The 19,716-nt window shown below is 74.4% G+C and carries 17 protein-coding genes; 10 read left to right on the plus strand and 7 right to left on the minus strand.

Features of this window, described 5'->3' with window-relative positions; translation table 11 throughout:
- Positions 1-36: 36 nt before the first annotated feature.
- Complete coding sequence (locus ACIBG4_RS30210; protein WP_397204698.1) at positions 37-984, plus strand: DUF2218 domain-containing protein; 948 nt, start codon at positions 37-39, stop codon at positions 982-984.
- Positions 985-1,021: 37 nt separating this feature from the next.
- Here the strand turns inward: ACIBG4_RS30210 and ACIBG4_RS30215 are convergent, their stop codons facing one another.
- Together ACIBG4_RS30215 and ACIBG4_RS30220 are read right to left on the minus strand one after the other, a co-directional pair.
- The gene (locus tag ACIBG4_RS30215) at positions 1,022-3,526 is read right to left on the minus strand and encodes an ATP-dependent Clp protease ATP-binding subunit (RefSeq protein ID WP_397204699.1); all 2,505 of its coding nucleotides are present in this window, start codon (positions 3,524-3,526) and stop codon (positions 1,022-1,024) included.
- A gap of 126 nt (positions 3,527-3,652) precedes the next feature.
- Positions 3,653-4,297, minus strand: coding sequence for an SDR family oxidoreductase (locus ACIBG4_RS30220; protein WP_397204700.1), 645 nt, complete (start codon positions 4,295-4,297; stop codon positions 3,653-3,655).
- A 22-nt stretch (positions 4,298-4,319) separates the two neighbouring features.
- Here ACIBG4_RS30220 and ACIBG4_RS30225 point away from each other — a divergent pair, with 22 nt between their 5' ends.
- On the plus strand, positions 4,320-5,012 hold the full coding sequence (locus tag ACIBG4_RS30225) for an HAD family hydrolase (RefSeq protein ID WP_397204701.1): 693 nt from the start codon (positions 4,320-4,322) through the stop codon (positions 5,010-5,012).
- A 92-nt stretch (positions 5,013-5,104) separates the two neighbouring features.
- Complete coding sequence (gene gndA / locus ACIBG4_RS30230; protein ID WP_397204702.1) at positions 5,105-6,529, plus strand: NADP-dependent phosphogluconate dehydrogenase; 1,425 nt, start codon at positions 5,105-5,107, stop codon at positions 6,527-6,529.
- 132 nt (positions 6,530-6,661) lie between these two features.
- Here the strand turns inward: gndA and ACIBG4_RS30235 are convergent, their stop codons facing one another.
- Positions 6,662-7,054: a VOC family protein gene (locus ACIBG4_RS30235; RefSeq protein WP_397204703.1), complete on the minus strand. Its 393-nt coding sequence runs from the start codon at positions 7,052-7,054 to the stop codon at positions 6,662-6,664.
- A 57-nt stretch (positions 7,055-7,111) separates the two neighbouring features.
- Here ACIBG4_RS30235 and ACIBG4_RS30240 point away from each other — a divergent pair, with 57 nt between their 5' ends.
- From ACIBG4_RS30240 to ACIBG4_RS30250, 3 genes are read left to right on the plus strand one after another with little or no spacing between them, the layout of a single operon-like run.
- On the plus strand, positions 7,112-7,957 hold the full coding sequence (locus tag ACIBG4_RS30240) for a helix-turn-helix domain-containing protein (protein ID WP_397204704.1): 846 nt from the start codon (positions 7,112-7,114) through the stop codon (positions 7,955-7,957).
- A gap of 9 nt (positions 7,958-7,966) precedes the next feature.
- A complete protein-coding gene (locus tag ACIBG4_RS30245; RefSeq protein ID WP_310710019.1) occupies positions 7,967-8,398 on the plus strand; it encodes a type II toxin-antitoxin system PemK/MazF family toxin in 432 nt (143 codons plus the stop codon).
- Positions 8,395-9,126, plus strand: coding sequence for a tyrosine-protein phosphatase (locus ACIBG4_RS30250; protein WP_397204705.1), 732 nt, complete (start codon positions 8,395-8,397; stop codon positions 9,124-9,126). Before ACIBG4_RS30245 ends, ACIBG4_RS30250 begins: the two co-directional genes overlap by 4 nt.
- A 15-nt stretch (positions 9,127-9,141) precedes the next feature.
- Here ACIBG4_RS30250 and ACIBG4_RS30255 read toward each other — a convergent pair whose 3' ends face one another.
- Together ACIBG4_RS30255 and ACIBG4_RS30260 are read right to left on the minus strand one after the other, a co-directional pair.
- Positions 9,142-10,380, minus strand: a complete 1,239-nt coding sequence (locus tag ACIBG4_RS30255; RefSeq protein ID WP_397204706.1) for a Cmx/CmrA family chloramphenicol efflux MFS transporter — start codon at positions 10,378-10,380, stop codon at positions 9,142-9,144.
- A 427-nt stretch (positions 10,381-10,807) separates the two neighbouring features.
- A complete protein-coding gene (locus ACIBG4_RS30260; protein WP_397204707.1) occupies positions 10,808-11,845 on the minus strand; it encodes an SMP-30/gluconolactonase/LRE family protein in 1,038 nt (345 codons plus the stop codon).
- Positions 11,846-11,945: 100 nt separating this feature from the next.
- On the opposite strand from ACIBG4_RS30260, the gene ACIBG4_RS30265 reads away from it, so the two are divergent.
- Positions 11,946-12,392 carry a MarR family transcriptional regulator gene (locus ACIBG4_RS30265; protein WP_355438828.1) on the plus strand — a complete coding sequence of 149 codons (447 nt, stop codon included), beginning with the start codon at positions 11,946-11,948 and terminating at the stop codon, positions 12,390-12,392.
- Between the two features lie 82 nt (positions 12,393-12,474).
- Here the strand turns inward: ACIBG4_RS30265 and ACIBG4_RS30270 are convergent, their stop codons facing one another.
- Positions 12,475-14,490, minus strand: a complete 2,016-nt coding sequence (locus ACIBG4_RS30270; protein WP_397204708.1) for a hypothetical protein — start codon at positions 14,488-14,490, stop codon at positions 12,475-12,477.
- A gap of 206 nt (positions 14,491-14,696) precedes the next feature.
- On the opposite strand from ACIBG4_RS30270, the gene ACIBG4_RS30275 reads away from it, so the two are divergent.
- From ACIBG4_RS30275 to ACIBG4_RS30285, 3 genes are all read left to right on the plus strand, one after another.
- Positions 14,697-16,127: an NAD(P)/FAD-dependent oxidoreductase gene (locus ACIBG4_RS30275; protein WP_397204709.1), complete on the plus strand. Its 1,431-nt coding sequence runs from the start codon at positions 14,697-14,699 to the stop codon at positions 16,125-16,127.
- A gap of 316 nt (positions 16,128-16,443) precedes the next feature.
- Positions 16,444-17,565 carry an MBL fold metallo-hydrolase gene (locus ACIBG4_RS30280; protein WP_397204710.1) on the plus strand — a complete coding sequence of 374 codons (1,122 nt, stop codon included), beginning with the start codon at positions 16,444-16,446 and terminating at the stop codon, positions 17,563-17,565.
- A 58-nt stretch (positions 17,566-17,623) separates the two neighbouring features.
- Positions 17,624-18,541: a pirin family protein gene (locus ACIBG4_RS30285; RefSeq protein ID WP_397204711.1), complete on the plus strand. Its 918-nt coding sequence runs from the start codon at positions 17,624-17,626 to the stop codon at positions 18,539-18,541.
- A 47-nt stretch (positions 18,542-18,588) separates the two neighbouring features.
- Here the strand turns inward: ACIBG4_RS30285 and ACIBG4_RS30290 are convergent, their stop codons facing one another.
- On the minus strand, positions 18,589-19,647 hold the full coding sequence (locus ACIBG4_RS30290; RefSeq protein WP_397204712.1) for a coiled-coil domain-containing protein: 1,059 nt from the start codon (positions 19,645-19,647) through the stop codon (positions 18,589-18,591).
- Positions 19,648-19,716: the final 69 nt, after the last annotated feature.

Here is a 19,716-nt window from a genome sequence, read left to right on the forward strand (position 1 = left end):
GTTGCCAGGGGAGCCGCCTCTGACCGAAGGAGCCTGATGCCCATCTCGACGGCGTACGTCCCCACCGACCGCCCGGAGCGCTACATCAAGCAGCTCGTCTCCCACCTCGGGCGCAAGGCCACCACGACCCTGTCCACCGACGGCCGGGCGACCATCGCCCTCTCGCACGGGGAGTGCGTGCTGGCGCCGGCCGGGGGCGCCCTGGAGATGATCGCGACCGCGGCGGACGCGGAGGCGCTGGCCGGGGTCCAGGACGTCGTCACGCGGCACCTGCTGCGCTTCGCCACGCAGGAGGAGCTGCGCACCGAGTGGACGGAGCCGGTCGCGGGCGACGAGCTGGAGATCCTCTCCCCCGTCGCCGGCGACTACCTGCTCACGCACTGCACCCAGCCGGACGAGCTGCTCCGGGAGCTGGTGGCGCGGACCCGCGAGGCCACCGGCGGCGCCGCCGGCATGCAGATCTCGCATGACGAGGGCGCGTTCCTGTCCCTGCTCGTCCGCATGACGGGGGCTCGCCGGGCGATCGAGGTCGGGGTGTTCACCGGCTACTCCTCCCTCTGCGTCGCCCGCGCCCTGCCCGAGGACGGCCACCTGCTCGCCTGCGACGTGAGCGAGGAGTGGACGTCCATCGCCCGCGAGTACTGGGAGCGCGCGGGCGTGGCGGACCGCGTCGAGCTGCGGATCGGGCCGGCGCTCGACACGCTGCGCGCGCTGCCCGCCGAGCCGGTCTACGACTTCGCGTTCATCGACGCCGACAAGCCGAGCTACCCGGCCTACTACGAGGAGATCGTCTCCCGGCTGCGCCCGGGCGGGCTGATCGTGCTCGACAACGTCTTCCAGGGCGGCCGCGTGTTCGACCCGGCGTTCCAGGAGGCGAGCCAGGTGGCGATCCGGCAGGTGAACGAGCTGATCGCCCGGGACGAGCGGGTGGAGTCGGTGATGCTGCCGGTGCGCGACGGCGTCACGCTGGCCCGCAGGCGCTGACCACCCGCTCCACCCGCTCCACCCCGGGAGGGCGCGGTCAGGCGCCGACCGGCTCCGGGTTGTGGGCGCGCAGGGACAACCGGTCGTTCTCCACGTCCACCATTACCCGGCCGCCCTCGGCGACCTCGCCCGTCAGCAGCATCGCCGACAGCCGGTTGTCCAGCTCGCGCTGGATGGTGCGGCGCAGCGGCCGGGCGCCGAACTCGGGCTGGTGGCCGCGCTCGGCCAGCCAGTCCACGGCCGCCGTGGAGACCTGAAGGTCGATGTCCTGGCCGCGCAGCCGCTGCCGGGTGCGCTCCAGCAGCAGCTCGACGATCTGCCGGAGCTCCTCGCGGTCCAGCCGCTTGAAGATGATCGTCTCGTCGATGCGGTTGAGCAGCTCGGGCCGCATGGAGTGCCGCAGCAGGTCCATGAGGCGCTCCTCCAGAGCGGAGCCGATCAGGGCGGGGTCGTCGCCCGAGTCGAGGATGAGCTGGGCGCCGATGTTGCTGGTCATGATGACGATCGTGTTGGTGAAGTCGACGGTGCGGCCCTGCCCGTCGGTCAGGCGGCCGTCGTCGAGCATCTGCAGCAGGATGTTGGTCACGTCGGGGTGGGCCTTCTCGATCTCGTCGAGCAGGAGCACCCCGTGCGGGCGGCGGCGGACGGCCTCGGTGAGCTGCCCGGCCTCCTCGTAGCCGACGTAGCCGGGAGGGGCGCCGACGAGCCGGGAGACCGTGTGGCGCTCCTGGTACTCGCTCATGTCCAGCCGGACCATGTGATCCTCGCCGCCGAACAGGGCCGCCGCCAGCGCGCGGGCCAGCTCGGTCTTGCCGACGCCGGTCGGCCCGAGGAACAGGAAGCTGCCGATCGGCCGGTGCGGGTCGGACAGCCCGGCGCGGGAGCGCCGGACCGCCTCGGCGATCGCGACGACCGCCTCGTCCTGGCCGACGACCCGCAGGTGCAGGTGCTCCTCCAGCCGCATCAGCCGTTCGCGCTCCTGCTCGGTGAGCTGGCGCACCGGGATTCCGGTCCGGCGGGAGACGATCTCGGCGACGTCCTCGGCCATGACCTGCGGCGCCTCGTCGCGTACCTGCCGGGCGCGCTCCAGCTCGGGGCGCAGCTTGCCCATCTCCGACGACAGCTCCTTGGCCCGGTCGAAGTCCTCGGCGGCCACGGCCTGGTCCTTGTCGCGGCGCAGCGCGTCGAGGCGCTCCTCCAGGTCCCGCACGTCGGTGCCGGGAGTACGGGCGCGCAGCCGTACCCGGGCGGCGGCCTGGTCCATGAGGTCGATGGCCTTGTCCGGCAGGAACCGGTCGGGGATGTACCGGTCGGACAGGATGGCGGCGGCGTGCAGCGCCTCGTCGGTGATGCGCGCCTGGTGGTGGGCCTCGTAGGCGTCGCGCAGGCCACGCAGGATCTCGATCGTCTCCTCGACGGTCGGCTCGGGGACGAGGATCGGCTGGAAGCGGCGTTCGAGGGCGGCGTCCTTCTCGACGTTCTTGCGGTACTCGTCGATCGTGGTGGCGGCGATGACGTGCAGCTCGCCGCGCGCGAGGGCGGGCTTGAGGATGTTGGCGGCGTCCATGCCGCCCTCGGCCGAGCCGGCGCCGACGAGCGTGTGCATCTCGTCGATGAACACGATCGTCCGGTCGGCCTGGGCGCGCACCTCGTCCACGACCTTCTTGACGCGCTCCTCGAACTCGCCCCGGTACTTCGTCCCGGCCACCATGCCGGTCAGGTCGAGCGCGACGACGCGGCGGTCCTTCAGCGGGTCGGGCACGTCGCCGTTCACGATGCGCTGCGCGATGCCCTCGACGAGGGCGGTCTTGCCGACGCCGGGCTCGCCGATGAGCGCCGGGTTGTTCTTGGTCCGGCGCGACAGCACCTCCAGGGCCTGCTCGATCTCGTCCTCGCGGCCGACGACCGGGTCGATGCGGCCCTGGCGGGCCTCCTCGGTCAGGTCCCTGCCGAACTGGTCGAGCGACGGCGTGTCGCTCGCGGGGGCCCGGTCGGGCCGGCGTGGCTCGTCGCCGTACGCCATGGCGCGCTGGAGCTCCTGGACGGAGACGCCCTCCTCCTGGAGCAGCCGGGCGGCGCTGGAGCCGGGGTTGGCGGCGAGGGCGAGCAGGAGGTGCTCGGGGCCGATGTAGGAGGAGGCGAGGGCGCGGGCGATGCGCTGGGCGTCGAGGAGGGTGCGTTTGAGGCCCGGGGACAGCGTCGCGGGCGGCTCGCCGGCGGGCTCGCCGGGCGTGGCGGCGGCCTCGGCGCGTTCGCGCAGGCGCTCCACGTTGACGCCGGCCGCCTGGAGCAGGGCGCTGGTCCGCTCGGCCCGGGTCAGGGCGTCGAGCAGGTCGAGCACGCCGAGGTCCTCGGCGCCGCGCCGCCCGGCGGTCTCCATGGCGTCGGCGAGGACCTGCCGGGCCGGCTCGCTGAGCAGCCTGCCGATGTCGACGCGCTGCACACTGGGCCGGGCGGGGGGCCACGCGTCGCCGAACATCCGTCCGGTGAGTTCCTCGAACCGCTTGAACGGGTCTCCCCCGAAGAGCGACATATCCGACATTACGGGTCCCTTCTCGCGCACTGAGGGAACCCTTAACCGGGGACGCCGCAAGCCAAAGCCAACCCCGAGCCGCCGAACGGCAAAACCCTGACGGCCCCGGACCCGCGGCTCGGCGCGGGGAGCGGCTCAGCGCACCGAGGCGATCGCCTCCGGGATCGGCGTGTCGCCGGAGACCAGCTCCAGGACCCGGCCGATCGCGGCCCGCTCGCGCAGCAGCTCGGCGAGCACGGCGGCCACGTCGTCGCGGGGCACCGTGCCGCGCGGCACCTCCGGCGCGAGCCGTACCCGGCCCGTGCCCGGCTCGTCGGTGAGCCCGCCCGGCCGGACGATCGTCCAGTCGAGCCCGCGGCGGCGCAGGTCCTCCTCGGCCGCGGTCTTGGCCGTGATGTACGCCGTCCAGACCTCGTCGCTTCCCGGCGCGGGCGGCCTGCCCGCGCCCATCGAGGAGACCTGCAGGAACCGGCGCACCCCCGCCCGCTCCGCCGCATCGGCGAGCAGCACGGACGCGGCCCGGTCGACGGTGTCCTTGCGGGCCACGCCGCTGCCCGGCCCGGCCCCGGCGGCGAAGACCGCCGCGTCGGCGCCGTCGAGGATCGCCGCCAGCTCCTCGGCCCCGGCGCTCTCCAGATCACAGACCACGGCCCGCGCCCCGGTGGCCTCGACGTCGGCCACGTGCGCGGGGTTGCGCACCAGGCCGATGGCGGCGCTCCCGAGCAGCCGCCCGAGCCGGAGCGCGATCTTCCCGTGACCGCCCGCGATGATGATCCTCATCCGCTCATGGTGTCATGGAAGCATGAGTGACTTCCCGCAGGCCCCCACCCCGGCGTTCCTGTTCGACCTCGACGGCACCCTGATCGACAGCGTGTACCAGCACGTGATCGCCTGGCGGCAGGCGCTGTCCGGGATGGGCATCGACCTGTCGGTGTGGCGGATCCACCGGCGCATCGGGATGAGCGGCGGGCTGTTCGTCAGCGCGCTGCTGCGGGAGACGGGGCTGAAGCTCACCCAGGAGCAGATCGACGAGCTGCAGAACACCCACGCCGACGCCTACACCGAGCAGCTCCGCTCCGTCCGCCCGCTGCCCGGCGCCGCCGAGCTGCTGGCGGAGCTGTCCTCGCGCGGCGTGCCGTGGGCGATCGCCACCAGCGGCTACGCCCGTACGGCGCGGTCGGCGCTCGGCATGCTGGGCCTGCCGGAGGACACGCCGATGGTCACCCGCGACCTGGTACGCCGCGCCAAGCCGGACCCTGACCTGTTCCTGGCCGGTGCGGCGCTGCTCGACGTCGATCCGGCGCATGCGATGGTGGTGGGAGACAGCGTCTGGGACCTGCTCGCCGCCCGAAGGGCGGGCGCACTCGGGATCGGGCTCCTGTCCGGCGGGTACGGCAGGGACGAGCTTGAGCGCACGGGAGCCTTCCGGGTGTACGCCGATCCGGCGGACATGCTGGACAGGCTGGACGAGCTCGGCGTGCGCGGCACCGACTGAGCGGGTGCGGCCCGGAGCGATCGGCGTGGCGGGGAATATCCGGTCGAACTGACGAGGCTTGACCGTGCGTATCCCCGATAGAGGAGCTGAAAATGGACTTGGCAGACATCGGCGTCACCGGTCTGGCGACCATGGGACGCAACCTGGCCCGCAACCTGGCCAGGCACGGCTACGCGGTGGCCGTGCACAACCGTTCCACGAGCCGCACGCAGCAACTGGTCAAGGAGTTCGGCGGCGAGGGCACGTTCGTCCCCGCCGAGGAGCTCTCCGGCTTCGTGGCCTCCCTGAAGCGGCCCCGGCGGGCGATCATCATGGTGAAGGCCGGTGCGGGCACCGACGCGGTGATCGACCAGCTCGCGGAGCTGATGGAGCCCGGCGACATGATCGTCGACGGCGGCAACGCGCACTTCGCCGACACCCGGCGGCGCGAGGCCGCGCTGCGTGAGAAGGGCATCCACTTCGTCGGCACCGGCATCTCCGGCGGCGAGGAGGGCGCGCTCAACGGGCCGAGCATCATGCCGGGCGGCTCCACGGAGTCGTGGGAGGCGCTCGGGCCGATCCTGCAGGACATCTCGGCCAAGGTCGACGGCGTGCCGTGCGCGGTGCACGTGGGCCCCGACGGCGCCGGGCACTTCGTCAAGATGGTGCACAACGGCATCGAGTACTCCGACATGCAGCTCATCGCCGAGTCGTACGACCTGCTGCGGCAGGCGCTCGGCGCGACCCCGGCCGAGCTGGCCGAGGTGTTCCGTGAGTGGAACCGGGGCGAGCTGGACTCGTACCTCATCGAGATCACCGCCGAGGTGCTGGAGCAGGTCGACGCGGCCACCGGCAAGCCGTTCGTGGACGTGGTGGTCGACCAGGCCGAGCAGAAGGGCACGGGCCGCTGGACCGTGCAGAGCGCCCTCGACCTGGGCGTGCCGGTCACCGGCATCGCCGAGGCGGTCTTCGCCCGCGCCCTGTCGGGCCACCCCGAGCAGCGCGCCGCCGCCGCGGGCCTGGAGGGGCCGAAGCTGTCGGGCGTCGGCGGGCGCGAGCTGATCGAGGACGTGCGGCAGGCCCTGTACGCGTCCAAGATCGTCGCGTACGCGCAGGGCTTCGACCAGATGGCCGCCGCCTCCAAGGAGTACGGCTGGGACCTCGACCTGGGCGCGATGGCCACCATCTGGCGGGGCGGGTGCATCATCCGGGCCAAGTTCCTCGACCGGATCCGCTCGGCCTACGACGCCGACCCGTCGCTGCCGACGCTGCTCGCGGACCCGACGTTCGCGGCGGCGCTCAACGTGGCGCAGGACGCCTGGCGGCGGGTGGTCACCACGGCCGTCCAGATCGGCGTGCCGACGCCGGGCTTCTCCTCGGCGCTGGCCTACTACGACGGGCTGCGCCGCGACCGGCTGCCGGCGGCGCTGGTGCAGGGGCTGCGCGACTTCTTCGGCGCGCACACGTACCTGCGGGTGGACCAGGAGGGCGCCTTCCACACGGACTGGTCGGGCGACCGCGCCGAGCGTCCGGCGTAACCGTACGGCTCGACCTCGGGTGCCGGACGCGCCGCGTCCGGGGGCTCGAGGCCGGGCGGGCCGGGTCTGGCGGGACCCGGCCCGTCGCTGTGCTGTTCCGGCGCCTCCGCCGGGTCTTCGCCCTCGGGGCGGTCAGGCCGCCGAGACGCAGAAGGGGTGGCCCTCGGGGTCGGTGAACACCGTCCACTCGTCCTCGCCCGGCTGGAAGTCCGGCACGGACGCGCCCAGGGCGACCAGCTCCCCACGGGCGACGCCGACGTCCGGCACCTGGAAGTCCAGGTGGAGGTGCTTGTCGCCGCCCGGCCAGCCGGGGCCGCCGCCGTAGCCGTCCACCCGCTGGAAGGCCAGCGTGACGGGGCCGCCCTCGACGGTGGCGTAGTCGGCGTCGCCCTGGCCGAGCCGCCAGCCGGTGGCCTTGGCGTAGAAGGCGGCGAGCGCGGCCGGGTCGGCGCAGTCGAAAATGATCGTGGAAAGAGTCGTCATGCGGCCCAGCCTGCCGGTCGCGGACGCCACGGTCTTGAACATCCTTGCACCCCGGCCACGCCGCCGGGATTGTCGTACCCGGGGCGTAGCGTGCCGGGGGTGCGTACAGGTGTGCGGCTCGGGGGCGGGCCGGGGTTCACGGTCGACGCGGTGACCTGCGTCGACGACCATCGCGGGTGGTCGCCGGCCGAGGTGGGGTCCGCGTACCTGCTGGTGCTGGTGCGGCGGGGCCGGTTCCGGCGGATGGCCGACGGCCGGGGCGCGCTGGCGGACCCGACGATGGCCTACCTGGCGCTGCCCGGCGAGGAGGAGCGCTTCGCGCACCCGGCGGGCGGCGACGTGTGCACCTCGCTGCGCCTCTCCCCTCGCCTGTGGCGGGTCCTCACGGGTGAGCGTGGCCGGCCGGCCCGCCCGACCGTGTACGTGGACACCCGCCTCGACCTGGCCCACCGACGCCTCCTGGCGGCCACGCGGAGCGGCGACCCCGCGTACGAGCTGACCGAGGCCCTGCTGCCGCTGGTGGCCACCGCCGTCAGCCGCACGGCCCCTCCCCCGCCCGCACCCCGGGGCGCCGGGTCCCGGCCCGGACCGCCGGCGGGCGCGGTCGTGGAGGCGGCGCGCGAGGCCATCGCCTCCGGCCATGAGGCGGCGGCCGGGCTGCTGTCGCTGGCCGAGTTCCTCGCCGTCTCGCCGTACCGGCTCAGCCGGGCGTTCACCCGCGAGCTGGGCGTCTCCCTCACCTGCTACCGCAACCGGGTGCGCGTCGGACGGGCGCTCGACCGGCTGGAGGCCGGGGAGGAGAGCCTGGCGCGGCTGGCGGCCGATCTGGGCTTCGCCGACCAGGCCCACCTGACCCGCACGGTACGCCACCACGCCGGCCACACCCCCGCCGCCCTGCGCCGCCTCCTGACGCCGCCGCGCGCGGGCGATCCGTGGAGAGCCTAGGATGCCCACGTGCACGATCAAGGTGAAGACCCGCGACCCCTCCGCGGCGCGGTGCGTGAGATCCACTCGACGGCCCAGGCCGCCACGCTGGCCTACTCCCCCGACCTGGACGGCCTGGCCGACCCCGGCGAGATCGTCTGGGCGTGGGTGCCGTACGAGGAGGACCCGGCGCGGGGCAAGGACCGTCCGCTGCTGGTCGTCGGCCGTACCGGGCGGAGGCTGCTCGGCGTCATGCTGTCCAGCAAGGGCGACGACGGGCCCGACTGGGTGGAGGTCGGCGCCTGGGGCCGTGACGGCAGGGTGTCGCACGCGCGGCTGGACCGGGTGTTCGTGCTGGACGAGGACGACATCAGGCGTGAGGGCGCGGTGCTCGACGTCGACCGCTTCACCCGGGTGGCGGCCCGCCTGATGAAGCTGTACGGCTGGTCCGCGGGACGATGACGCGGCACGTCGCGTTCGAGCGGGTGCACAACTTCCGGGATCTGGGCGGCTACCGCACCCGGGACGGTCGCGTGCTGCGCTGGGGCCGGCTGTACCGGGCGGACTCGCTGGCCAAGCTCCGGGGCGCCGACTGGGACCGGTTCGTGGAGCTGGGTGTCCGCACGGTGATCGACCTGCGCTACCCGTGGGAGATCGCGGCCAAGGGGCGGGTCCGGCGTCTCGACGGGCTCGCCTACCACAACCTCAGCGTCGAGCACCGCCCGTACGACCAGGCGGCGCTCGGCCCGGACGTCGACCCGGCCCGCTTCCTGGCCGACCGGTACGCCGAGGTGGCCTACGACGGCGCGGCGGAGCTGCGGCGGGCGCTGGAGATCATCGCCGCGGACGACAACGCGCCCCTGGTGTTCCACTGCGCGTCCGGCAAGGACCGCACCGGGCTGCTCGCCGCCCTCGTGCTGGCGCTGGCCGGGGTGGACGAGGAGACCATCGTCGCCGACTTCGCCCTCACGGAGCTGGCCTCGGCGCGGCTGATCGCGGACTGGCGCGCCGCGCACCCGGACCGGACCTTGGTCTGGCCCGGGTACGGGCGGGCGCCGGGTGACATCATGAGGTTCTTCCTGGCGGACCTGGCCGCCGCGCACGGCTCCGTCGAGGGGTACGCCGCGGAGCGCCTGGGGGTCGGAGGCGACCTGGTGGAGGCGCTGCGCGGGCACCTGCTGGAGCCGTGACGCGGGCGGCGCGGATCACCTCTCTTCCGCCACCCCCGTCCTGGGCGCCGGGACGCGTCCGGCCCTGACGCGTTCCAGCGCGTGAGCCGTCGCGGCGACGGCGAGCGCGAGAGCCACCAGCGCCGCGCTCACCCAGAGCGGCGAGCGGTAGCCCAGCCCCGCGCCGATCGTGACCCCGCCGAGCCAGGGGCCGGCGGCGGCGCCCACGTTGAAGGCCGCCGTGGCGAAGCTCCCGGCCAGCGTCGGCGCTCCCGGGGCCGCGTACAGGACCTGGGACACCAGGGTGGAGCCGACCGCGAACGACAGGGCTCCCTGCGTGAACACCAGCACCGGCACGGCCGCCGGCCGGCCGGCGGCCGTCGCGAACACCGCCCACCCCACGACCAGCGCCGCCCCGCCGGCCGTCATGAGGAGCCGGGGACGGCTGTCGGCCAGCCGCCCGCTGACGGTGACACCGGCGAACGAGCCGAGCCCGAACAGCACCAGCAGAACGGGCATCCACGCGGGCGCGATCCCGCTGACGGTGGTGGCCAGCGGGGCGAGGTACGTGAACGTGCAGAACGTGGCGCCGTTGACCAGCGCGGCCAGCAGGAGGAGCACCAGGAGCCGCGGGTCGCGCAGCGCCCGCGCCTCACGGCGCGCCGCGGCGGGCCGGCCGCCTCCGGCAGGGCTGCCGCCCGCCCCGGCCACGACCGTCTCCGTACGGGCCGCAGCGGCCGGGACGGAGCGCAGGACGGCGACGACGGCGGGCGCCGACAGCAGGGCGACGGCCCAGAACGCCGACCGCCACCCCCACAACTGCCCCAGCAGCGCCCCGGCGGGAACCCCGGCGACGCAGGCCAGGGTGACCCCACCGAGGAGGATGGACGTGGCGCGGCCCTTGGCGGCCGGCGGCGCCAGGGCGGCGGCGGTCGCCACGGCCACCGCGAGGAACCCGGCGTTGGCCACGGCCGCCGCGAACCGGGTCACCAGCAGCACCTCGAAGCCGGTGGTGACCGCGCCGAGCACGTGGAGGAGCAGGAACGAGAGCAGGAACACCAGCAGCGCGCGGCGGCGCGGCCAGCGCAGGCTGAGGACGGCCATCAGGGGCGCGCCGACGATCATCCCGGCGGCGAACGCCGAGGTGAGCGCTCCGGCGGCCGGGACGGACACGTTCATGTCGGACGCGATGTCCGGGACGAGGCCGGACAGCATGAACTCGGACGTGCCCATGGCGAACACCGCCAGTCCGAGCAGGTAAAGGGCGAAAGGCACGGCGAAACTCCGCAACGATGTCTCGTGATCGATTCGTCAGGTGAGCGGAGGCGGGCCGGCCGCGTTCGACGAGCGCCGTCAGCTCGGCACGCCCGGGCACAGGGGTGCCCGGGCGTGCCGAGACGGCGGTCGGGTGATGTCGTGGTTCGAGGCGGACGCGGCCCGCGCTACGGCGATCCGGTGGCGACGGCGACCACGGCGGCCACGGCGGAGGAACCCTCGGGCCGCATCGGGCGGGAGGGGTGCCGGGCAACGTGGGAAGAGGCCACCGGACGACCGGCGGCTAGCGTCTTGACGCCTCGGGGCTGGACATGAGGCCACACCCTAGTGACGCCGCGCCGGACGTGTCCACCCGTTTCCCGGGGCGCGTCCGCGCCAGGTGGTCTCATGCGGGCCACCAGGCACGGACCCCCTTCGCGGGTCGCTCCTAGAGCCCTCGTACCAGGGCGACGGTGAAGGGCAGGGTCGGCGTGCCGTCCCCCAACGGGCCGCCCTTGTCGAACTGCGAACGGACGACGTAGAGACCGTCCGGGTGCCAGGCCAGCGTCGTGGGGAGCTGGAGGGCCTCGTCGGTCACCCGCTTCTCGACCCGTGCGGCCGAGCCGTCGCGGGCGACGCGCCACCGGCTGATGGCGTTGACGGTGTTGTGCACCACCCACAGGGTTCCGCTCCGCAGTTCGAGCCCGTCGGCGTGGACCATGTCGCCTCCCTCCAGCGCGACCTTCCGGACGGCGCGGGTGGCTCCCGTGGCTCTGCCGGCCAGGTCGATGCGGTAGAGGCCGCCGCCGGTCATGTCGGCGGTCAGCAGGTAGCGGCCGGCGGGGTCGACGACGATCCCGTTCAACGTGTACGTCCCGGAGGCGACGGGTCCGGGCAGGTCGCTCAGGTCCGCGTACGGCGTGAGCGGCGCCCGACCGCCGCGCGCCCGGGCGAGCTGGCGCGGGGTCACCCGGTAGACGACGGCCCGCACGCTGTCGGTGAGGTAGGCGCTGCCGTCCGGCCCGACGGCGACGTCGTTGACGAATCGCGGCTCCTCCCCCGCGACCTCGAACCGGGCGAGCAGCGCGCGGGTGCGCATGTCGTAGACGGCGACGCCGCTGGTGGAGTCGGTGACCCACAGCCGGCCGGCCCGGTCGGCCTCCAGCCCGTTGGCGGTGTGCCGGCCGTCCGCGCCGGCCGGCAGGAACGTCTCGGCGACCCGGTCTCCGCGCGTCATCCTGAACACGGTCCCGTCGGTGAACGATGCGGCGTACAGGTCACCGGTGCGCGGGTCGGCGGTGACGCCCTCGGGGTAGACCCGGTCGCCGGGCAGCTCGAAGGCGGTGGAGATCTCGACAGGGGCGGCGGCGGTCGGCGCGACGGGAGCGGCCAGCGCGGTGGCATGGGCCTGGGCGGCGGTGACGCCACCGGTGAGCAGGACGGCCAGGGCGGTGCCCGCGACGCCGGCGGAACGGAGGAAGGACATGAGACCCCATAAGGTGTTCGCTTATTTGAACGCTTACATACGATAGTTAGAGCTCTAATGTTCGTCAACGCCTATCCGACAGGGTCGTTAACATGCGGAGATGACGTCAATGCCCGCGCCCGAGCGTCTGGGATTCCATCTCAAGCGCGCGGAGCAAGCGCTCAACGCGGCCAAGAACGCCGTACTCAGGCCCGCCGGCCTGACCGTGCCCCAGTACGCCGCGCTGCTCCACCTTGAGGAGAACCCCGGCATCTCGGCCGCGGCGCTGGCCCGGGCGTGCGGCGTGACGCCTCCGACGATGAACACCGTGCTCAAGAACCTCCAGGAGCAGGGACTCATCGAGCGGACACCGCACGAGTGGCACAAGAACATCCTGGAGACCCGCCTCACCCCGAAGGGCGAGCGGGTGATGACCGCCGCCGACTCCGGCGCCGTACGCGTCGAACGGGGACTCGCCGCCGCCTTCAGCGATGAGGAGCGGGAGCTGCTGGTCGCCCTGCTCTCGCGCTGCGTGGAGCATCTGGAGAAACCCCAGCCGGAGCCCTAGCCGAGACCGCGCCCGCCGCGCCCGAGGACGTCCGCATCGACGTCGGCGGAGGCCGCGGGGTGCGATCCGCTCACGAGCGGTGTCACTCCTGGATGAGGGCCAGCGCACGACGGGCGGCGTGCTGGTACCGCTCGTCGGCCCAGACGTCCCAGGACGTCACGCGGGCCCGGCCGTTCGCGATGAGCTCCAGGTACGGTACGGCGTGCTCGGCCGCGGGGCCCATCATGCCCAGGGCCTCGACCGCGCGCAGCCCGGAGGCCGGCCCTCGGTGGCCCGCGGCGGGCAGGGGCCTGACGGTGATGGCGTTCAGCAGCGGCGCGACCAGCCCGTCGCTCTCGCCGGTGATCGCCCACAGCGCCCGCGCCGGCGCCACCTGGTCGGCCTGTCCGCCGCACTCGGCGTCGTGGAGCTGCTCGCGCAGGACGGGGACCGCGATCCCGGCGGCGGGGCCGAGCTGTTCGAGCAGCGGCGCGATGTCGTCCGCCGCATGAGGTCCGAGGCGGGCGAGGCGCTCGGTGAGCAGGGTCGCCGCCTGTCCCGCCTGTCCCGGCTCGCCGGTGATCCGCCATGCCGCCCAGGCCGCCACGTGCCGGGACTCCTCGTCGTCGAGCAGGGCCAGCACCCGCGGCAGGACCTCGGCGGCCGCCGGTCCGACCGCCCCGAACAGCGGCAACGCGACGGAAAGACGCACGCCGGTGACCCGGGCGGCGATCGCCGGCACCACCGGCGCCGCGACCTCCCCCCACGAGACCAGCGCGTCCATGCAGTCCACACCCTGCATGCCGCCACCACCTGAGGGTGACGAAGGGCCGAGCAGGGTTCGCAGGGCCGGTGTCAGCGCGGGCGCGTGCGCCACCATGGCGGGGATCATGTCGGAGACGTCGAGATGCTTGACGTGGCCGTACTCGTCGAGGAGGGCCGCGACGAGCCAGGGCACGCAGCGGCCGTCACCGAGCCTGGCGAGGCCCTCCACAGCGGGAGCGGCCACCTCCGGCCACGGCTCGGCGGGGTCGCCGGTCAGCATCCCGGCCAGCAGGTCGGCCTGCGCCGCGGCGGCCTGCCCGGACTCGGAGATCACCCGGACCGCGTACACGAGCGAGTCCCGCCGGCCGCGTTCGCGCCTGCGTGGTCGCGCAGGCGCGTCCGCGATGAGGTCCCGCACGGTGTCGGCGAGCATCGGCAGCAGCTCCGCCGGGGACGCCCGCCAGGCGCCGATCGTCTGGCGGGCGGCGAGGAGGGCATGGTCTGTCTCCCGCTGCTCCGGGCGGCCCAGCAGCTCCCGGGCCAGGGCGTGATGCCAGCGCTCGGCACGCAGGAGAGCCGACCCGAGGGGCGTCATGCCATCGCCGTGCCAGGGGATGCGGTGGACGACCCTCCTCGGGTCGGCCTCCGCGTCGGCCAGCAGCCTGATCACCGCTTCGCTCGGCGGTGCCGCTTCGGGTGCGGCCAGGGCCCGCCCCGCGGCCGCGGCCGCGCGTACGTCAGGCTGCGCGACGCCGGCGGCGAGCAGCCCCGCGAACCAGTCCGCGTGCTCGGCCGCCGCCAGCCATGCCACGGCGAGCACGCAGGCCACCGCTCCGGTGTCGCCCGCCCGCCGCGCGCCCTTCTCGGCTCGCGCCCGTAAGGCCGGGACGCTGCTCGGCGCGGCCTCAGGCAGGCAGGCCAGCAGCCGCGCCGCCGCCACCACGACCTTCGGCGCGACGTCGTCCAGCGACAGCACCAGCGCGCCGGCGCACTCGACCATGGCCGCACGCGCCAGTGCCGCGTGATCGGGCTCGGGCCCGGCACGGGGGTCCCGGAACGGGTCACGGTGGGGGGCGCTGAGCGCGATGTCCGTCATGAGGTTCAGGACCAGCTCCCGGTGCGGCTGCCTCGCGACCCCGGCCGCCTCCACCAGGTACGGCACGAGGCAGGGGGCCGCGCCGACGACCTCGCGGGGCTCGAAGGTGGGGAGGAGCCCGTGCCAGAGCCGCCGCACCGGCGACTCCGCGCGACCGCCCGACGGCGCCGCCGCGATCTCACGCAACAGGCCGGGCACCGAACCCGTGCCACCGAACCCGAGCCGCTTCCACGGCACGTCCTTTACGCCCTCGAACACCACATCACCCTCTCTACGCCATCGTCCTATGATCACCGGCCCTTGGGGGCGAAGACCCTGTCGTCAGCGGGGTTGTCGCCCTGTGTCGGCTCGTCCATCCCGGCGGACCTGCGGCGGAGGGTTCCGGTCGCCTGGGTGGGCCGTTCGCGTCCTTGTCCGGGGCGGTCGCCGGGTGGTGGTCCGGGTCGGGCTGGAATCATGGCGGCATGCGGGTCGTAGTGATCGGAAGCGGGATCGTCGGGGCGAGCGCGGCCTACCACCTGAGCCGTCGCGGAGCGGACGTCATCGTGGTGGACGCGGCGCTGGAGGGGCAGGCCACGGCGGCCGGCGCGGGGATCGTGTGCCCGTGGGTGGACCATCCCGGCGACGACGCCTGGTACGCCCTGGCCCGCGAGGGCGCGCGGCACTACCCCGAGCTGGTGGAGGCGCTGGGCGAGGACACCGGGTACGAGCGGGTGGGGGCGCTGCTGGTCGCCGAGGATCCGGCGGAGCTGGAGCCGGTACGGGCGCTGCTGGAACGCCGCCGGGCCGGTGCGCCCGAGATGGGCGAGGTGACCGTGGTGCCGGACCCGTCGCGGCTGTTCCCGCCGCTGGCGGCCGGGTTGAGCGCGCTGCACGTGCCGGGCGCGGCCCGCGTCGACGGCCGTGCCGTACGGGACGCGTTGCTGCGCGCGGCGGTCCGGCAGGGGGCCGAGGTCCGCACCGGCACGGCCACGCTGACGGCGGAGGGCGAGGTGCTGGTGGCCCCGGGGGCTGCGGCGTCGTCCCATGACGTCGCGGGCCTCCCGGCGGACCGTCTCCGGGAAGGGCGGCCCGGGGAGGGTGGCGCGTTCGGGGGCTCGGGGACGGGCACGCCGGGGCGGGTGGAGACGGACGGCGGTGGGTCGTGGCGGCAGGCCGCGCCCCTCTCCGCCGATCGCCCCGCGCCCCTCTCCGGTGATGGCACCGCGTCCGGCTCCGGCGATCGCCCGGCTGCTGGCTCTGAGACCCGTGGTCGGGAGGCCGCTGCTGGGGAGGCCGCCGGTGGGGAGACCGCCGGTGGGGAGGCCGCTGCTGGGCAGACCGCCGGTGGGCAGACCGCCGGTGGGCAGACCGCCGGTGGGGAGGCCGCCGGTGGGGAGAGGGTTGCGGCTGATGTGGTGGTCGTGGCGGCGGGGGCGTGGACCGGGGTGGTGTGCGGGCCGCTCGGGGTGGAGGTGCCGGTGTTCCCGAGGCGGGGGCAGATCGTGCACGCGACCCTCGACGGCGCCGACACGGCCGGGTGGCCGATCGTGCTCCCCCACAACGGCCCCTACCTGCTGGGGTTTCCGGGTTCGCGGGTGGTCGTGGGGGCGACGGTCGAGGACGTGGGGTTCGCGCCGCGCGTCACGATGGGCGGGCTGGACGAGGTGCTGCGCGCCGGGCTCCGGCTCGCGCCCGGGCTGGCCGGCGCCACCATGGCGGACGTGCGGGTGGGGCTGCGCCCGGTGCACGCGGGCGGGCAGCCGCTCGTGTGCCGCGCCGGCGAGCGGGTGGTGGTGGCCACGGGGTTGAGCGCGTACGGGCTGACGGCGGGCCCGTTCGCGGGACGCCTCGCCGCGGACCTCGCGCTGGGCGAGCGCCCGCCGCTGGACCTGTCGCCCTATCGCCCACGTTGATATGCGAAGATCCACAGGGGTGCGGCGCGGCTCTCGCGGCCTCGCCGCGCCTGGGGCACGAGCAACCGCTCGCGGGGGTGCCGCCGGGCAGCGGGACGGCGACCGGTAGGTTCGTCCAACCGGTGGCGGTCGCCGCCCTGGTGACGTGCCCGGGCTCGCCGCGCGCCGCGAGCGTCAACGGCGCCGGCTACGTCATCGACGGCGGAACGATCAAGGCAGCATGAATCTATCGCGATATATCGTCGAAATCGGGAACACCACGGGCGCCCCGCTCGGTTGAGCAGGACGGAACATACTTCCAGGGGAGAGTGAACGGATGGCGGCACTGCGGACGGCACGACGGATCCTCATGGGCGGGGCGGCCCTTGCCGCGGCGGGGTGGGCCCTGCGCGACGTACCCGCGGAACTGGGCGTGCGGCCCCTGAACTCGGGGCCCGGGCGGGCCGAGCGGATCAGGCGCTCGCCGCAGTTCAGGGACGGCGCGTTCGTCAACACCATGCCCGAGGGTACGGAGGTGCTGAACACCCCGCCGGCGAACATGCTGGGCGAGCTGGCCAAGGACCGCGACCAGCGCCGGCCGGCCGGGCCCGTGCCGCTGCGCGTCCCGCCCGCGGGCGAGGCGCCGCCGGACGGCGTGCGCGCGATCTGGTACGGCCACGCCTCCACGCTGGTGGAGATCGAGGGGCGGCGGGTGCTGTTCGACCCCGTGTGGAGCCGGCGCCCCTCCCCCTCGCAGCTCGTCGGGCCCAAGCGGCACCACCCGGTGCCGGTGCCGCTCGCGAGCCTGCCGCTGGTGGACGCCATCGCGATCTCGCACGACCACTACGACCACCTCGACATGGCGACGGTCCGCACGCTGACGGCCACGCAGAAGGCGCCGTTCCTGGTGCCGCTGGGCATCGGCGCGCACCTGGAGCGCTGGGGCGTGCCCGCGTACCGGATCATCGAGCTCGACTGGGAGGAGGAGGCCGAGGTGGCGGGGCTGCGCTTCGTCGCGACGGCCGCCCGCCACTTCTCCGGGCGCACGCTCGCCCGCAACGACACGCTCTGGGGCTCGTGGGTGGTGGCCGGGCCGACCCGCCGGGTCTTCTACGCGGGCGACTCCGGCTACTTCGAGGGTTACCGCGGCATCGGGTCGGCGCACGGGCCGTTCGACCTGACCCTCATGCCGATCGGCGCCTACAGCCCCGCCTGGCCGGACATCCACATGAACCCCGAGGAGGCGGTCAACGCCCACCTCGACCTCGGCGGCCGGGTGCTGCTGCCGGTCCACTGGGCGACGTTCACGCTGGCGCTGCACCCGTGGGCGGAGCCGGTGGAGCGGCTGTGGCGGGAGGCCAAGGCGCGCGACGTGTCGATCGCGGTGCCCCGACCCGGCGAGGCCGTGGACCCCGACGCCGCCCCGGCCGTGGACGGCTGGTGGGAGACCCTGGCCTGACGGCCTGACCTCGGAGGCCGGGGCCAGATGACCGGAGATCCCGCCGTACAGTCACTGCATGAGCAACCTGGAGCGGGACCCCGGCGGGATGGTCCGGTGCGGCGCGGCGGACGGCGGCGCGACCGAGCTGCTCACCGGGAGGGAGGTGCCGCTGGGCGGGCCACGCGCGATGCGCGTGAGCAGGACCCTGCCCGGCGTGCACCGCCGGATGATCGGCGCGTGGTGCTTCGTCGACGCCTACGGGCCCGAGGTGGCCACGATGCGCGTGCCGCCGCACCCGCACACCGGCCTGCAGACCGTGAGCTGGCTGCTGTCGGGCGAGGTGCTGCACCGTGACAGCGTGGGCAGCCTCCAGGTGGTACGCCCGGGGCAGCTCAACCTGATGACCGCCGGGCACGGCATCTCCCACTCGGAGGAGTCGGGCGAGGAGCTGCTGCACGGGGTGCAGCTGTGGGTGGCGCTGCCCGGCGAGGCCCGGGGCATGGAGCCGGGGTTCGAGCACCACGCGGAGCTGCCGCGGGTGTCCGGGCCGGGCTTCGGCGCGACGGTCGTCATGGGGTCGTTCGCCGGGGAGAGGTCGCCGGCGACGGCCCTCACGCCGCTGACCGGGGCGGAGGTCACCGTGTCGGGGACGGCCGAGCTGCCGCTCGACCGGGGGTTCGAGCACGGGCTGCTGCTGCTCGACGGCGAGGTGGAGCCGCTGGAACGGGGGCCGCTGCTGTACGTGCCGCCGGGCCGTACGAGCCTGACCCTGCGCGGGGACGGGCGGGTCCTGGTGATCGGCGGCGAGCCGTTCGCCGAGGAGATCGTGATGTGGTGGAACTTCGTGGGGCGCGACCACGACGAGATCGTCGCGTTCCGCAAGGAGTGGATGGAGGGCGAGGGGTTCGGGACGGTGGAGGGGTTCGACGGCGATCCGCTGCCCGCGCCCGTCCTGCCCGGCACGCGGCTGCGGCCCCGGGGCCGCAGCCGTTGAGCTCACCTCCGGACGTGGGAGAAGATCACGTCCATGGCCTCGCCGGGCTAGTAGACCGAGATGTGCGGGTGGTCGTAGTGGTTGGCGGTGGCGCCGCCGCGGTCGGACATCATCCGCCAGGTTCCCCTCCGGGCGTGCCAGATGCGCTGCCGGTAGATGATGTACATGATCCCCAGCCGCTGGGAGTTCTTGATCGCCCAGGCGGCGATCTCGTTGCCGCGCGCCACCTCGGCGGCCGTCGGCATGGCGCCGCCGCGGCTCAGCATGAAGTCGCACGCCCGCCCGAGCGGGTGCTCGCCGCCGTCCTGGATGGTCCGGTAGCAGCCGATCCCGAACGGCACGTCGAAGCGCTCCTGGACGAGGGCCTTGACCAGGCGCATCCGGGGCGTGATGTGGTCGGGCCCCTCGGGGAGCTGCGGCACCCAGGTGCCGTCCGAGCGGCGCACCCCCGGCGCCTGGTAGAGCTGGTCGATCTTGTCCTTGATCCTGTCGATCTGCTTCTGCGCCTTCTCCTTGCTCCCGGCCAGGTCCTCGATCTGGTCGGCCAGCTCGGCGGTGCGGGCGGCGGCCTCGGCCTCGGCGGCGGCGTGCTCGTCCCTGACCCGGGCGAAACCGGTCAACCTGGCGTGCTGCCGGTCGGCGAGGTGGCGGGTGAGCGCGAGCCGGCCCAGCAGCGCGCCCGGGTCCACGCTGGAGATCAGCTCCTGCTCGCTGGGCACGGCGCCGGTGTACTGGGCGACGGCCATCGCGCGCAGCTCCGACGACTCCCGGTCGAACACCTCCTGGGCCGCGGCGAGCCGCGCCTTGGCGGCCTTCTCCGCCTTCTCGGCCTTCTCGTGGGCGATGCGGCCGTTGTAGTAGTCGGTGATGAGCCGGTCGGAGTCCTTCTGCAGCGCGGCGAGCTCCTTCTTGAGCTGCTTGACCGTGGGTTTCGGCGCGGCCTGCGCCGGGCGGGCGAGGGGCTGCGCGGGTGCGGACCGTGAGGCCGGCTCGGCCTGCGCCGGCTGGCCCGTCATGGTCCCCGCCAGAGTCAGGACCAGCGCCAAGGGGAGGTGGAGGGTTCCGAGCGGGCTGCGCCGCCGATCGGCGGGGGACGCAACCGCCACGCTTCTCCTTCGGCCGTGCCGCAGGGCGGAGCCGGCCGAAATCCGTGACGGTCCGGCGAACGCCCTCTT

Origin of the sequence: Nonomuraea sp. NPDC050383 (genome assembly GCF_044459125.1) — a bacterium.
In the GTDB taxonomy this organism is placed as follows: domain Bacteria; phylum Actinomycetota; class Actinomycetes; order Streptosporangiales; family Streptosporangiaceae; genus Nonomuraea.

Coding starts and splice junctions, on each gene's coding strand:
- ACIBG4_RS30210 (WP_397204698.1), top strand. CDS start 37: ATGCCCATCTCGACGGCGTACGTCCCCACCGACCGCCCGGAGCGCTAC.
- ACIBG4_RS30215 (WP_397204699.1), bottom strand. CDS start 3,526: ATGTCGGATATGTCGCTCTTCGGGGGAGACCCGTTCAAGCGGTTCGAG.
- ACIBG4_RS30220 (WP_397204700.1), bottom strand. CDS start 4,297: ATGAGGATCATCATCGCGGGCGGTCACGGGAAGATCGCGCTCCGGCTC.
- ACIBG4_RS30225 (WP_397204701.1), top strand. CDS start 4,320: ATGAGTGACTTCCCGCAGGCCCCCACCCCGGCGTTCCTGTTCGACCTC.
- gndA (WP_397204702.1), top strand. CDS start 5,105: ATGGACTTGGCAGACATCGGCGTCACCGGTCTGGCGACCATGGGACGC.
- ACIBG4_RS30235 (WP_397204703.1), bottom strand. CDS start 7,054: ATGTTCAAGACCGTGGCGTCCGCGACCGGCAGGCTGGGCCGCATGACG.
- ACIBG4_RS30250 (WP_397204705.1), top strand. CDS start 8,395: ATGACGCGGCACGTCGCGTTCGAGCGGGTGCACAACTTCCGGGATCTG.
- ACIBG4_RS30260 (WP_397204707.1), bottom strand. CDS start 11,845: ATGTCCTTCCTCCGTTCCGCCGGCGTCGCGGGCACCGCCCTGGCCGTC.
- ACIBG4_RS30265 (WP_355438828.1), top strand. CDS start 11,946: ATGACGTCAATGCCCGCGCCCGAGCGTCTGGGATTCCATCTCAAGCGC.
- ACIBG4_RS30275 (WP_397204709.1), top strand. CDS start 14,697: ATGCGGGTCGTAGTGATCGGAAGCGGGATCGTCGGGGCGAGCGCGGCC.
- ACIBG4_RS30280 (WP_397204710.1), top strand. CDS start 16,444: ATGGCGGCACTGCGGACGGCACGACGGATCCTCATGGGCGGGGCGGCC.
- ACIBG4_RS30285 (WP_397204711.1), top strand. CDS start 17,624: ATGAGCAACCTGGAGCGGGACCCCGGCGGGATGGTCCGGTGCGGCGCG.